The 13,957-nt window shown below is 40.5% G+C and carries 13 protein-coding genes; 7 read left to right on the forward strand and 6 right to left on the reverse strand.

Translation table 11 applies throughout. The features are described from left to right. Window positions 1-14 precede the first annotated feature (14 nt). The 5 genes from FXV91_RS00535 (at window position 15) to FXV91_RS00555 (ending at window position 2,192) form a co-directional block, all read left to right on the forward strand. On the forward strand, window positions 15-170 hold the full coding sequence (locus tag FXV91_RS00535; RefSeq protein ID WP_229387297.1) for a hypothetical protein: 156 nt from the start codon (window positions 15-17) through the stop codon (window positions 168-170). Next, a complete protein-coding gene (locus tag FXV91_RS00540) occupies window positions 167-457 on the forward strand; it encodes a hypothetical protein (RefSeq protein ID WP_229387299.1) in 291 nt (96 codons plus the stop codon). Before FXV91_RS00535 ends, FXV91_RS00540 begins: the two co-directional genes overlap by 4 nt. A gap of 5 nt (window positions 458-462) precedes the next feature. Continuing rightward, window positions 463-732, forward strand: a complete 270-nt coding sequence (locus FXV91_RS00545; protein ID WP_229387300.1) for a type II toxin-antitoxin system RelE/ParE family toxin — start codon at window positions 463-465, stop codon at window positions 730-732. Between the two features lie 501 nt (window positions 733-1,233). Further along, window positions 1,234-1,443 (forward strand): hypothetical protein, encoded by a 210-nt coding sequence (locus FXV91_RS00550; protein ID WP_229387302.1) that lies wholly within the window; start codon window positions 1,234-1,236, stop codon window positions 1,441-1,443. Between the two features lie 65 nt (window positions 1,444-1,508). Further along, complete coding sequence (locus FXV91_RS00555; protein ID WP_229387304.1) at window positions 1,509-2,192, forward strand: hypothetical protein; 684 nt, start codon at window positions 1,509-1,511, stop codon at window positions 2,190-2,192. Window positions 2,193-2,607: 415 nt separating this feature from the next. Here the strand turns inward: FXV91_RS00555 and FXV91_RS00560 are convergent, their stop codons facing one another. Continuing rightward, a complete protein-coding gene (locus FXV91_RS00560; RefSeq protein ID WP_229387306.1) occupies window positions 2,608-3,744 on the reverse strand; it encodes an acyltransferase family protein in 1,137 nt (378 codons plus the stop codon). Between the two features lie 504 nt (window positions 3,745-4,248). On the opposite strand from FXV91_RS00560, the gene FXV91_RS00565 reads away from it, so the two are divergent. Both FXV91_RS00565 and FXV91_RS00570 read left to right on the forward strand, forming a co-directional pair. Next, window positions 4,249-5,163, forward strand: coding sequence for a glycosyltransferase family 2 protein (locus FXV91_RS00565; RefSeq protein WP_229387308.1), 915 nt, complete (start codon window positions 4,249-4,251; stop codon window positions 5,161-5,163). A gap of 563 nt (window positions 5,164-5,726) precedes the next feature. Continuing rightward, the gene (locus FXV91_RS00570; protein ID WP_229387310.1) at window positions 5,727-6,386 is read left to right on the forward strand and encodes an acylphosphatase; all 660 of its coding nucleotides are present in this window, start codon (window positions 5,727-5,729) and stop codon (window positions 6,384-6,386) included. 571 nt (window positions 6,387-6,957) lie between these two features. Here the strand turns inward: FXV91_RS00570 and FXV91_RS00575 are convergent. The 5 genes from FXV91_RS00575 to FXV91_RS00595 form a co-directional block, all read right to left on the reverse strand. After that, window positions 6,958-8,409, reverse strand: a complete 1,452-nt coding sequence (locus tag FXV91_RS00575) for a TIGR04279 domain-containing protein (RefSeq protein ID WP_229387312.1) — start codon at window positions 8,407-8,409, stop codon at window positions 6,958-6,960. Window positions 8,410-8,669: 260 nt separating this feature from the next. After that, window positions 8,670-9,242 carry a hypothetical protein gene (locus FXV91_RS00580; RefSeq protein WP_229387314.1) on the reverse strand — a complete coding sequence of 191 codons (573 nt, stop codon included), beginning with the start codon at window positions 9,240-9,242 and terminating at the stop codon, window positions 8,670-8,672. A 947-nt stretch (window positions 9,243-10,189) separates the two neighbouring features. After that, the gene (locus FXV91_RS00585) at window positions 10,190-10,426 is read right to left on the reverse strand and encodes a hypothetical protein (RefSeq protein WP_229387316.1); all 237 of its coding nucleotides are present in this window, start codon (window positions 10,424-10,426) and stop codon (window positions 10,190-10,192) included. Window positions 10,427-10,452: 26 nt separating this feature from the next. Beyond that, a complete protein-coding gene (locus FXV91_RS00590; protein ID WP_229387318.1) occupies window positions 10,453-11,961 on the reverse strand; it encodes a lipopolysaccharide biosynthesis protein in 1,509 nt (502 codons plus the stop codon). A 946-nt stretch (window positions 11,962-12,907) separates the two neighbouring features. Further along, on the reverse strand, window positions 12,908-13,954 hold the full coding sequence (locus FXV91_RS00595; RefSeq protein WP_229387320.1) for a polysaccharide deacetylase family protein: 1,047 nt from the start codon (window positions 13,952-13,954) through the stop codon (window positions 12,908-12,910). Between the last annotated feature and the right edge of the window lie 3 nt (window positions 13,955-13,957).

Raw genomic sequence — 13,957 nt, forward strand, 5'->3', positions numbered from 1 at the left:
AAAAGAGGAAAATTATGAAAAGATTCACGATTTCTGTTCCCGATGACCTGAAAAAAGAGCTTGATTCAATGGCTGATATTAACTGGGCAGAGGTAGCCAGGAAAGGGATTGAGGACAAAATTAAAAACCTTGAAAAGTTTGAAGCCCTTGAAAAAAGAGGTGATTTATGATGGCAACGATTACAATACCTCTTACAGATGACCTTTACAGGAGGATGGAGCATTTTTCCTGGGTGAAATGGTCTGAGGTTGCAAGGCACTCCATCCGGAAAAGGGAAATATTTGAGAATTATTTAAGGTCTGGAGAACTATCTGACGAAGACGCTGATTTCTGCGATAAAATTGACTGGCACCCTGTAGATGAAATATCTTTAAAAAAGGATTTTGCGCAAAAATTAGATAATTCGAAAAAAGAAACCTCTATGGAGGTTAAAGACATCTCTGATATCTTTGAGTGATCGGAATGTCATACGCCCTTTTCATAGTTCCATCCTGTAAAAAAGAGATTAACAAAGCATGTAAGAATAATGCGCAACTGAAACACTCTTTGACCAAAAAAATACAGGAGATCCGTGAAAATCCCACTCACTATAAACCTTTAAGAAACGATCTTTGTGGTCTGCGCAGAGTGCATGTTCTTAAAAGCTTTGTCCTTATCTTCAACGTAGACGAGAGCGAAAATTCCGTAACCCTTATCAGTTTTTCACATCACGATGCTGCTTATTCACGTTAATCGAGAATTTTTTTCACAAAACCTTCGAGACTTCAGAAATGGTTTTCTGGAACTCGGGCAGCAAAAAATAAAAATCAAGTTTTAAAAATCTGTATTTCTACAAATTAGACTTCTCCTTCTCTTTATTATAGTCCTCCCGAGTAAAATGATTCTAAGCCATAAGTTAGTCCACTTGAGCAAAGTTCACTGTTAAAACCCCTAAATTACTCCTCTTGAGCGAAGCGAAAAGAGCCGCGTACTCCCTATACGCAATTCGGGCGAGGCGTAATTCGGGCGAGTCGCAATTTGGAAGGTAAAAGCTGTGGTTTTATAAGTTAGTCCTCTTGAGCGTAGCGAAAAGGACCTCGTGCTGTTGCACTTGCAGTGCAACTCCCAGAAAATCTTCGATTTCCTGTGATCCCGAAGCGAAACTCGGGTGCCAAAACAAATATATGATACGCAATAAATAGTATGATTCAGGCAACTCCAGTATAGAACTTTTTTAACTGGCAGGATAAGTGTATGAAAATCAAAATACCAGCGATGGGGTCCTTATTAAAAGATATGGATATCGTAGACTCCGAATTTGGGCCGAATAGTATAAATGAAGAAAAAGTAAGTAAATTTTTACCCTTCAGCAGGGGTAGCGTAAGAATTTCCAGTGACAGGTACTATACGGCTTCCAGATATGAAGCAAGGAAGAAAAAGGTCTACGGTACAAAATTGCCCTGATATTTCGTATTTTTCTTTGAAACTTTTTTTGAAACAAACTTTTTGAAACAAACTTTTTGATTGCTATGTCTTCCATTTCATTTGACTCCGGGGAAGCTGAACAGATTCAAGAAATGCTTGATGTCTATTTCTTTGTCAAAGAATTGCTCCTCTATAACGAAGTAATAGATCCGGAAGGGTATACGTCTCCACAAATTTTAAATGAGCTGAGAAATGCCTATGACCATATCAATAGAGCCCTGAGGAAAAAACTTAATCCGGACAACCCGGGCAGCAACATAAAAACTGATGACGAATACGTATCCCAGAATCTGGATAAAGCAATAGGTCATGTTTACCGGGCCTGTTACGATACTCTTGATTGGCTGAGTTTAAACGTAAGGGAAGAGATCCAGGAAAGCCTTGCTCCCTACTCGCATGAAACAATCAACACTGTTATACCTAACTATTATTCCGGACTGAGAAAAGAAATCATAAATTATGAAGAAAAAATATCTCAGTTGAGGGCAAGTAAGGATATAGCTTCCTTAGACCAGAATTCCCTGGTAGAATACACTGAGATTGTTAAAAATTTGCAGAGCATTAGAAAACAAGTCAATGACAGTATGGAAAGTCTTTCGGAATATGAAGAAAAAAGGAACAATGAAATGCTTAAGATGAATCGTATCATCACGACGCGGGATGTTGGAGTCGCACTTTTTACCCTTTTTCTTGGAGCAATAATAAATTACTTTTTTAACATTGTATAACTTAAACCTTTCCAGATCTTCGCTTTTCAGCTTCTTCCCTAATTTAAATGCCAGTATCATCAATTTAACTGGTTAAGCTGGATTTTCTGCAATCATTTTTTAATTTCTTTTTTATATCCTTTTACATGGTAAGTTATAGACGCAGGACCCCTGCAGGAAGAAAATCAGCTTCTTGCAGTTCTACCGTGGATCCAGAGCCTCTTAGCTTAGTGGAGAAAGAAGCTATAAAAGAGTCTCTCGAAGACATAAAACATGGCCGGGTTTACACTTTAGAGTAAGTTAAGAAAGAGCCTGGTTTTTAATGGGATATTCATACTGTTTTTAAAAGGGAAGCTGCAATCTTACTGGTTTTCCAATCTTACTGGTTTTCACCTGAATGCAAACTCTGATCACTCTCACAGCCGTCTACAATCCATCATACCCGGCGGTCAATGTTTTGGTGCTCACCTTTTTGATGCTCTCCTTCTGCAGTCCAGCCGATGTTTTTCATAACCAGAACCCTGTACAATTTTAAGAGTCCTTCAGTTCCTTTCCTTAGAAGCCATTCAAATCCGAATTTATAATTGTAATTCTTCCAGATTTTTTCGGTTTGTATTAGAATTACAGTTATTACTGAAAGAATAACTAAATTTGATATCGCAGACGGCACATTATTAAGGAACATTGAAACTGGTTTTTGTATGAAAAATAGGCTCAAAAAATGAATATAATAAGCTGTAAAACAGATCTTACCTATGTTCTCTAATTTGTCTAAGAAACTAAAATGAAGTTTTTTATGGTCTATGTATATAACAAGTACGGAGAATATAAAATAGTGAAGGCTGCATAAAAACAAAAATACTGGGAACTGGCCTCTTGCAACTGATGGCAAATCTGTGTTGAATGTAGCGTATATCAATGAACTTGCAATTAGAAAGATGGCTGAAAAAATCAACAGAGCCTTATCATTTTTCAATTGTTTGTTTTGATACAATTCATAGGCTACGCGTCCGTACAAAAAGTATCCTATCCAGGGGAACAGAGGAAAAATACCGGTTATTAAAAAATTAAGAGATTCGTGAAAATAATTGCTGATTATGTAAGTTATGATAAATGCCGAAATTGTGGCGAGAATTTTTGATTTGAAATTGTTGGGCACAAGCAGCCCCAGAATATATCCGGCTCCAATAACCTGGAATATTCCCCAGTGGAAAAGATCTATCTTATAAGTATGCCCTGTTACGGAAGAAAAAAGAGAACTGAAAAAGAGGCCTACAATTATGTAGGGTATTAATGGGATTATATAAATGAGGAATCCTCTGAAGAATGATTCCGGAAAGATGTACTTTTTAGACGAATTTTTTAACCTGGATGACAAAAACAGATCATAACTGAAGCCAGAAATAATCAAGAAAAACGGACCTGCCAGAATGAATGACCAGTTAGATATCCAGCCCAGAGGTTGAGAGATATGGGCTTCAATCATAAATAATAACGCAAGCCCTCTGCAAATATCTACGGCATGTAGTCTGGAGTTTGATCTGTGATTCGAACCGGGTGTATCAAAAGACATCTTAACCGACATTTTAACCCACATCAGTTACTATTTTGGGATCACTACCTTAAAAAAAGTTTAACTTGTTAATATAGGGCTAATTTATCTTTTCTTTAGCCTCTGGATCTGAATAATTGCAATCCTCATCTTTTTACATTTCCTTATTGAAAAATATTCTCTCAACTAATTAATTTTTAGTGAATTACACACTGCAGTTATTTAAGTTATTTGATTTGTATTTATCACGTCTCAGCCTTACTTTTTCCAACCTGTTTCTCGCAATTATATATTATTTTTATTCGCACCGGTTCATTTAGATGAGTTTTTATATCTGGAAACTGCTTCCTTTTTAAGAATTGGTCCTGCAGTGTCAATTTGTAAGGGCTTTTTCAAATCTGGATAATGGTGTTGCGTTTTATCATAAGACTCAAAATATAATTCAAATTAGAGGTTTATTCTTCCAGCAAGGGGTGGATTAAAACGGGTGCAAAACTGACGGCTGAAAATGGTTTTCAATCCCCGATGCCGCATGAAATTTTAAAAGAAAGGCAAATTACTTCTCAAAATATAACCGTGATTCTTCCCGCTTATAATGAAGAGGTGTCCATAGGAAGCATTGTCCTGCTCTCGAAACAGTATGTTGACAGGGTTATCGTTATCGATGACGGCAGTTCTGACAGGACTGCTGAGGTTGCTGCACGCGCAGGTGCTGAGGTAATAGTGCACTCTCCTAACAAAGGAAAGGGCATGGCTTTCAAGACAGGATTTGCGGCTGCCGAGGGCGCAGATATTATAGTTACCATGGACTCTGACGGGCAGCACAACCCTTCGGATATCCCCCGGCTCGTTGCCCCCATCTTAAGAGGCGAAGCTGACATGGTTAACGGGAGCCGTTACCTGAATGGTCACGTCACGGATACTCCTGCGTACCGGCGCATAGGCCAGACTATCCTGGACAAAGCCACAGTCATGAACTCAGGGGTCAAAATTACAGACTCACAGAGCGGGTTCCGTGCCTTTTCGGCTTCTGCAACGAGTATCTTCCGCTTCAATGCTCAGGGCATGGCAATAGAGAGTGAAATGCTTGCTGACGCAGGCAGGTACGGATTAAGGGTAAAAGAGGTGCCCATAGGGGTAAGGTACGACGTCGACTGCTCAACCGAAAATCCCATAAAACACGGGCTGATGGTCCTGTTAAAAATCTTCAAGGACATGGAGTATAATAAGCCCCTGTACTACTTTACCCTGCCAGGCCTTATCCTTGGGACATGTGGGTTATACATGGGCCTCGGTTTTTTACGGGCCTTTTATATTGGCGAAAGCCTGGAATTCGGGCCTACCATGCTGATGATCCTGCTCACTCTTGTAGGTGTCTTTATGATTTTTACCGGAATTCTGCTGCATTCGATATCCGGGCTGATCATGCATTTAAAATAAGCTGGTCGTAAAATGAGCTATTTGTGAGATTCTGGCCTATAGGATGTTTTTTGCCGTTTTGGTCTTTTCCGTTTGAGGCTGTTTTACTTTAACTTTAACTTTAACTTTAAAGCGGGAAGTCTCTTTCCTCAGAAGATCCGGTTTTTTTTTCACGTATTTTTTATTCAGGCCGCTTCGGGTGAATTTGCAGAGGTGCCCGGAACTGGATAAAATAAAAATCAAGTTTTGAAGACCGTTTATCTCCAGGCTAAATTGCTTCTTTTCTTTCTCAGTCCTCTTGAGTAAAGCATATCTCTACGCCATAAGTTAGTCCTCTTGAGCGCAGCGAAAAGGACCGCGTACTCCCGAGGCGCAATTCGGGCGAGACGCAATTCGGGCGAGACGCAATTCGGGCGAGGCGCATTTTGGAAGATAAAAGCTGCAATTTTATAAGTTAGTCTGCTTGAGCGAGCGAAGCGAGTGAAACAGACCTCGTGCTCCCGAAGTGAAACTCGGGCAGCGAAACTCGGGCAGCGAAACCCGGGATAACAAAGTTTATCTCCTGTTAAGAAAATAGGTTTCATATGGAGAAACGTGCCGAGATCAAAGTATATGGTCGAGTCCAAAAAGCAGGTTTCAGAGATTTCATTGATGAGATTGCTTTTAATCTGAATCTTAATGGATATGTTAAAAATCTTGATGACGGGACAGTCCAGGTTGTTTGCGAGGGTGATGAAGACACCATCAGCGAATTAATCAAAAAGATTAATATCACTCAATACCCCATCCGTGTAGAAAATATTGAAGTGACCTACAAAAAGCCAACAGGTGAGTATACAGAATTTGAACTTATCAGAGATGAGGATCTGACCACTGCAACTTATGAAAGAATGGATGCTGCTGCAAGATACATTCGGGAAATGAATTCAAACCTTGGCCAGAAAGTGGATTCTCTTGGCGGGAAGATTGACGTTCTCGGTGGGAAGATGGATTCTCTTGGCGGGAAAATCGATGTCCTCGGTGGAAAAATGGATTCCCTGGGTGGAAAAATCGATTTCCTTGGTGGAAAAATGGACTCTCTCGGCGGGAAGATTGATGTGCTGGGTAATAAAATCGATCATGCCAGGGTGGAAATAACATCCGAAATCCGCTTAAGCCGGGATAATTTCAAGTCTCACCTTGACGAAAGAGTTTCAAGTATAGAACGCGAGTTGGCTCTTATTAAAGCAAAAGTCATCTCCTGAATACCATTATCAAAAATATCCGGCACACTAATTTGATTTTTTTCAATTTTGCATAGCTTAAGCCTTTCTGTATTTTCTGTTTTCATCTCTCTTTCTGTTCCGAAACTATTCAGCCTCCAGGGCACAGGCCTCCCTGTAAAAATCCAGGTGAAAACCAGGGCTTCCTGAGGGTGCGCCTGAAAAATTGAGGTTGTGAAATAACTGCACGTGCTTAGGATATTTTTGATATATTTTTGATATATTTTTGATATATTTTTTAGGGTTTTGCGAGAAATCCTTTAAAACCTGTTAAGCACTCTCCTGGCAAGTCCCTGAAGCTTACAGTCTTATAATACTGGAAAATAATTAATACTGGAAAATAATTAAAAATTAAAAATAATTAAAACTTTAAAATTAAATGTAAAAAATAAACTTTAAAATTTAAAAACTGCAGACACCCGGTTAGATGGCTCCTTATTTTCTTCCACAGCTCTCTCAGGTCCCGGGTTTTCCTCTGCAGTTTTTCAGGTTTTTCCGATTTCAGTGTGTTTTAGTGCGTTTCAGTGTGTGTTTTAGTGCGTTTTAGTGCGTTTTAGTGCCTTCTCTTCAATATTACAATTCCTATCATGAGCGTCCCCAGAAAGCCTATGAAGAATGAAGCCAGTTTAGGGGGATTTTTTATGACACCTGCCTCGAGAATGTTTCCTCTCATCTGAGGTTCGAGATCTTCGAGTCCGAGTGAACTTGAGGTATCAAGGATTGACTGCTCGGTTTCCAGTGTGGGAGATGTTTTATCATTTATCGAAACGCTGGTAGATTCTGAGCTGCCTTTTTGTTTTTTGTCTGACCCGTTTGATTTTTCGACTTCGCGTATTGTCAGCTCTGTCTGGGCTATTCCTGTAAGGCCTTTGCCTTTTTCATAGGCACCTGCAAAGAGGAGGTAGTCTCCTGGAGGAAGGTCGAAAGTTGTCAGAGAAAGTGTGCTCTGGTTCTCATCTCCTATGCTTAGTGTGCCATTGCCTTCTCCGATCATGGTTTGAATTTCGGTTGTGAGCTCATCTCTGTTGAACTTGGACTCGTAGTTTGTAGAGTTAATGCCGAATTCATTGATGATATCGATTCCGTTAACGAAGATCTCGGTCCCGGCTCTCGTCCCGTTGGAGCTGAAATTTATTTCTGCGCGGTAGGCGTCCTCCCTTATCAATAAGGCTCCGTATGTATAACTCCCCTGAGCCGGAGCTTTCTTCAGGTCCAGGCTGACTTCAAGGTCATCACATTCTTTGAGGTTGTTCGGGGATTTTACTTTGAGTTCGTATTCCAGAACCTCAAAACATGTTGCTGAAAGAACCTTCCTTTCCGACTCGGATTTTTTATTCTCATTGCCTTCCAGCATTATGAGTACCCCGTAACTGCCAGCCGGAAGGGGGTCAAGAGTCAGGGTGGCTGGAAGGTCTCCGTTTTCGTCCAGAGTTGCGGCGGTTATAAGGGTCGTGGAATCAATGCTGTTGTCGAAGATCTCCTTAAGGCTCCTGGTGTTCTCTTGCCTGACATCCGTAAATGCCTCCTTAAGGAAACTGAGATTAAGTCCCTCGACCAGATACACATTAACTTTTTGCTGCTCGAAGGCTGCAGGACCGTTGAAATCAACTCTCACTTTCTCTTTTTCAGTGTAAAAGGGATGTGTGGAACACGGATATGTAATAACTATCTCAGTATCGTCTCCGGAATCTGCCCCTGATTTCAGTTCAAGGGTCGCTCCCTCACTTTTCAGGTTGTCCGCCCCGTTGTATGTGAAATTAAGAGGATGAGGGAGCCGAATTTCGTTTCCTCCGCTGAGGAGAATCCAGCCGCCTTCAGTCAGGCTCTCATTGTGGTCTGCAAAATAAACACTGTTTTCGTTTTTCTCTATAACTGCAATCCAGGGCTCTTCTTCAGAAAATGCCGCTGATGTTGAACTAAGTAACAAAATAAGAGTCAGAACTGTCAGGGCTAACCTGAATGTTCCAATATAAACTTCATTATTTATTCCTGCTCTTTTCTTCAACTAATGCACCCCTTAAATACTATTTTCCTGCCTGATCCCGAGTTTTTTGCTCCTTTTCAGGTTTTAGCTGTTAATCTTTTCTTATTTTAGTATTATTCAACATTCATATATTTAAAATGCCTATTTGCCGTTAAAGAGATTTGCAAGAGATTCCGGGATTTTTAAGGGTCTAAATACTTTTTTTGTCTTCTAAAAAGTCTTTTTACCTTCTAAAAGTTCCTTCTACTTTCTAACACATCTCATAACCTTATCTCATAACTTTAACGCTTTTTAATTCTTGAATAAATCAAGAGTAATATCACTCCGGTTAAGATCCCTTCAATCCATATATTCCAGGCTTTCCAGGCTTTCCAGTCCCGGGAAAATTCTTCTTTTCGGTCCTCTTTTTCTTCCGATGAAGGTGCCGTATCTGAAAGCAGGTTCTCTGCCGGCTGCAGGGTAACCTGTTTTGTAACGTTCCCTGCCTTTATTTCAAAAATGCCTGCAGGTATCGATTTAGTATCGTACTTATAACTGAAATTCCCTGAGTCTACTTTGACCTGCTGGAGCCCCGTAATTCTGAGCTCGACATTAGAGGCGTTTGATTTCCCGTCAATCCTTATCCGATAGTTTCCTGGAGGGACTCCTGACTGGGAGACTGTGGCGCTCCCTGTTTTTGCTTTTGCAGTTCTGGTTATCCACAGTATCATCTTTACCCTCACGTTCAGGTCCTCGGCTCCTTTTGCCTGTACGCTAAAACGGTTACTGAACCCTGGCGAGATTTTCACGTCCTCAAGCAGATACTCGTATTTGCCGTCTAACACCTGAACATCCTTTTCAAAAGAAACCAGCACCTCTGCTGTCTCTCCCGTAAAATTGGCCCCTCTTATCTCTATCGTGTCCCCAACTACCGGATTTTCAGGGATAAGTTCCCAGTCGTTAGCGGCAGCAGTTCCGGGGACGGCAAGCAGATATATAACTGCAGAAAGCTAAAACAGGAGTCTCAGTTTTTGTCGATTCCTCTGGTTCTGGATGAAAGCGGAAGCGAGTTTCACAAAAAGTTTCACGAAAATAATCCCCTTAAAAAGCAAAATCCTGAATTTTTTTCGATACGGTTTGTATTTGAATCGCATAACTTCAGGTAATAAGCCGATAGTATTCAAATAACATGCAAACAATACGCAAATTACACGTAAATAATATGCAAATAACACGCTAACAATACGGAGATACACGCAGATAAATAAGCACATTTATGTGCCTTTCCCATCAATATTCCGGTTTTTGGTGGTAAAGAGTTTCAATACAGACTGGCTTTTATAACGATATCTCTCAAGAACGTCTATTTATATTTTATGTTGTCGTTTATATGGCTTTCTGCTGAATATGAATTTTGTTATCATTAGGAATAGTATGGCTATCAGTAATTCTCATCAGGCATTGTATATAGTGCTCTGTTCTTACCATGTATCCTATTGATTATAGTCCATCGTTACAGGTTCTGCTTATAGTATGAAACTGCAGCAGCCTTCGACTTTTGATGGAATTTTTTATATTAAGATCTCTTTTTATTTGCAGGCTATTTTTTGATTTACTAAATATGTGAGGATGGTTGCAGTTTTATCAGGGGTAGGATCAGGCTTACTGAAGGGACTTCATTCTTCTTTTGCAGGACTGATCTGCCGGTTTTATTTTTCACTGGATTTATGATTTCAGCCTGCTTACGAACATTGAGTTTTTCAAAGCTACTGCTCTTTACCGTATCTATTCCATTCCTTCTTCACCGGGTACAATGGTTATTTTACCCGTCCCTCCAGTTCCTGCTCTGTTTTTCGTTACCTGCCTGGAAAAAGTCTTTCAACCAGTTGTAAGAGTTTGAAGGGCCGTCTCCGAAAATCTGTAGATTAACCGGGTTGATATGTTCATCAGCCAGTGTTTGCTTACTGCTCTGGAGCAGGTGTGATTCTTCCAGGGTTCCTGTTTTTGAGACGCCAGCTGAAGAATTCTTACGCTTTTTATGCTTTCTTATTCTTTTCACGCTTTTTTACGCTTTTTTTACGCTTTTTACGTTTTTCCCGGAGATTTGAATTCATATATAATTTCTTTTATCTGTTTATCTGTTTTCAGTATATAAAGATAATAAATACAGATAATTAAACCGGAGATTACAACAAGAAGGGCCTGATTTACGCCTGCGATTTTGAGAGCTGTAATGACTGCTCCTGCAGGGATAAAAAGGACAAAGTTTGAGAATACTATTTTAAGGGCTTTTGAGTTCGTTACCCCTGAGTAGTACATCATTTTCAGGCAAAGGTACCCGTAAACCACGATGCCTGATATTGAGAAAAGCATCAGGGCTATACGAGCACTTCCCAGCAGGCCTCCGATTGTGAGGGATAGAAAACGGGTTGTCAGATTGAAGAAATTGTAGTTAAAGCCAAAATGGTGTTCTTCTACTACAAGATATATCGTGCTTAAAGGGGATGAAATAAACCATATAAACGCCCAGAGGCTCAGGATCTGGGCGTAGACTCCTGCTTCTGTCCAGGCCCTTCCGAAAATCACGGTAAAAACATCGCCTCCGACAATTGTGAGAATCAATATCGGAAACATGCCTATGAGCACGAGCATTCTGAAAACATTTTCAACAAGAATATTAAGGGTACCTTCGGATACTGCCCTTGATGCCCTCTGGTAAAATACCTGTGAGATTGAACCTCCAATAAAGCTCATGGGTAACTGGAGCAGGCGGAACCCAAGGGAATAAAAGCCGACTACCGCAGGAGCAAAAAAAGCTGAAAGGATAAAAGCCGGTAGCTGCCAGGAAATTGAGTTCATAAGGGCAGACCAGCTGTCTATAAACGGAAGGTTGCGGTGCCGTACAGAGCCTTCATATATCTTTTTCCAGCTCATGCTCTTTGTTATTAGCTTTCTGTCATCCCTCCAGATCTGTCCTCCAAGTACGAATGTAGCTACAGACTGGCCTGCAAGGCTGCCGCCGATTAAGCCGGCCGCAGTCGGGGGATGTTCCGCAAGCCCGAGGGTGATCTGGGTTGCAGTGGTCGAAACCGAACTGGAAACCCTTGAGAAGGAGAGTCTCTTGAAGAGTTTTGTTCTTGAGTTCCAGTGGTTGAGTGCGAGAAAAACTCCGTTTACAAATACGAACGGGGGCACAAGCCAGAGATAGTTTCCTATCTGCGGGGCATTTAGAAGATCAACTATCGGGGCTTTGAAGTACCAGACAAATGGTACGGTCAAACCGGTTACAGCCAGAACCGCGAGGATGCTCAGACCTAAAAGATTTACCGCTTCCTCGTCTGATTCAGGCAGCATTATAGAATATTCGTACCTCAGGCATGAAATCACGCTTAGAATGCTGGTGATAGAAATATACAGAGCCCATACTCCAAAATCCTCCGGTCCGTAAAGGCGAGTCAGAACAGGAGCTGCCAGAATCGTAAGGATCTGAGCAAAAGTTGTTCCGCCTGCAAGTGTCAATACATCTGATACAAAACTTGCCTTCTTTTCGTTTTTAGATGGCTTTTCTTCTGTTTCTGCTGTCTTTTCATCCATAGCCAGTACCTTAAAGCAAAGGAAGTCGTTTTTAAGATCAGGCGACTGGAAGTTTTTAAATCTCTGAAGTGAACATTTAAACTCCTGCGGTAACATTTGCCCTTTAAGAATTTCAACTCTTCAGAATTTCAGTACCCTGACCTTTCCTTACTTTTTTATCCTATGCCTTTTTTCTTCCCTTCCCAATTTCCTATACACAAATTATCCTTTATAAACTCATCCGACCAACAGCACCTTTTTCCCATTAGTGATAACCTGCATTATAAAAGTATTAAATTACGGAACTTTTGCAGGCATGATTAAGCTTTAAGAAAATCTGAATCTTTTTCCTGAGATGTGTAAAGTTAATGAAGCCATGCTGCACAATAAAACATATGGGAAATCTTCCTTTTCTGTAAATATAAATGAATAAAATCTTTTCTGGGAGGCTTTATAATCTGGAAGGCTTTATAGTCTGGAAGGCTTCATAGTTACTGGTTCCTATTAGTTCCTTTATCCAGATGGTACTCTCAATGATATCTCCAGATGGTTACTTCTTGTTCCCGTTACCGGAGGACTATAATTTCTGATCAAATAATCTCTAATCACATAGTCTCTAATCAAAAATAGTCTCTTACTCTACGGATAAAATAATTCTTGAACCTTTAACAGAAAGTCACTGTTAACTTTCTAATAGCCAGGATTCCTCAGGTCAACATCAATCAGGTTAATCCTCTTGAGGCAGCCATATATCTGGCAAAAAAGAATTCTCTTTGAGCTGCCGATTGATGTCATTTTATTATTTTTGTAAATTAAGGTCAATTTCGTCTTTTAACTGGTCTTTACTTTTAACTGATCTTTACTTTTAACGATTTTCACTTTTAATGATCTTTACTTTTTAGTGATCTTTATATTCTCGTAATTTACTTAGCAACTATGATTTATTTCGCAACATAGCAATGTCTTTTTAGATCCCGGGTTCAATCTGACTGGTCCACCAGTTATAAATTTCCTCTCCGCTGGTAATCCAGGCGTTTTTACCGGCACAGTACTCAAGGACTTTCTCGTAATATTTAAGATTCTCTCCTTCAATGCATGTATTATTATGCCAGAGGACAGTAATCACGCCGTTATACTTCTCAACAGTATTGATAAGATGCTTCGTACATTCCCAGGCTTTTTTGACATCAAGGCGCATGTAGTCTCTCAGAAGGGAACGGTCCATAATCGTCAGTGGAATCTCCATGATGTCTATCGGACGCCCCTCATTCAAATTGAAAGGCCTGAAAGGATGGCACATCCCGTTTCTAAAGCCTGCGCAGTCCGCATACCCGAGTGTGGTATCGTATTTGAACCCGGCTTTGCTCAACAATTCCCATGTATCCGGGACGCTAAACCTTAAAAAATGGTTCCTGTACCCTATAATTCTTTTACCCAGGGCTTCCTCGAGCCGACTCTTTTTTTCTTTGATATCTTCAAGGCTGTTGTAAGAGTCATGCCCGCCGTGCAGGCCAACTTCCCATCCGCTGTCGGATATAAAGCCGAGTTCGGACTCCAGGTCTTTAATATTATAATTAAAGTCCATTTCTTCAGGCTTCAGGGCAAGAAAATAAAAACTGGATTTTGCATCATATTTTGCTTCCAGCTTCACTATTTCCCTGAAATTCCAGCATGGATTCCATTTCCTGTTAACTCTGGAAAAAGGAGTTTTCATAGCTTCGGTCAGGTTCCCTCTGGCAAGGGCTTTAATGGACCCGATAAGTGGGTATAGTTTTTCCGGGTAAACACCGTCGATGTCATGTGTGAGGCATACCGCAAACTTCTTTCCGTCTGGATACTGCGGTCTCAGCCCGTTTTCTAACAAAAATCTGGAAACTCTCGGCTCAAAAATATTCCTGTGGCTGCTCAGGTAGTACGGAAACCTCTCATACCTGTCGCGAAAGGCAAGATCGTACTCTTCTTTTCTTGTAAAGAGGTCCCAGAGTTCCTCGTTTTCCTTCAGTTTTTTAAACATAGT

The sequence above is a fragment of the Methanosarcina sp. DH2 genome (assembly GCF_020804225.1).
Classification (GTDB): domain Archaea; phylum Halobacteriota; class Methanosarcinia; order Methanosarcinales; family Methanosarcinaceae; genus Methanosarcina.

Coding starts and splice junctions, on each gene's coding strand:
- FXV91_RS00540 (WP_229387299.1), top strand. CDS start 167: ATGATGGCAACGATTACAATACCTCTTACAGATGACCTTTACAGGAGG.
- FXV91_RS00590 (WP_229387318.1), bottom strand. CDS start 11,961: ATGGATGAAAAGACAGCAGAAACAGAAGAAAAGCCATCTAAAAACGAA.
- FXV91_RS00550 (WP_229387302.1), top strand. CDS start 1,234: ATGAAAATCAAAATACCAGCGATGGGGTCCTTATTAAAAGATATGGAT.
- FXV91_RS00535 (WP_229387297.1), top strand. CDS start 15: ATGAAAAGATTCACGATTTCTGTTCCCGATGACCTGAAAAAAGAGCTT.
- FXV91_RS00570 (WP_229387310.1), top strand. CDS start 5,727: ATGGAGAAACGTGCCGAGATCAAAGTATATGGTCGAGTCCAAAAAGCA.
- FXV91_RS00555 (WP_229387304.1), top strand. CDS start 1,509: ATGTCTTCCATTTCATTTGACTCCGGGGAAGCTGAACAGATTCAAGAA.
- FXV91_RS00560 (WP_229387306.1), bottom strand. CDS start 3,744: ATGTCTTTTGATACACCCGGTTCGAATCACAGATCAAACTCCAGACTA.
- FXV91_RS00565 (WP_229387308.1), top strand. CDS start 4,249: ATGCCGCATGAAATTTTAAAAGAAAGGCAAATTACTTCTCAAAATATA.
- FXV91_RS00595 (WP_229387320.1), bottom strand. CDS start 13,954: ATGTTTAAAAAACTGAAGGAAAACGAGGAACTCTGGGACCTCTTTACA.
- FXV91_RS00545 (WP_229387300.1), top strand. CDS start 463: ATGTCATACGCCCTTTTCATAGTTCCATCCTGTAAAAAAGAGATTAAC.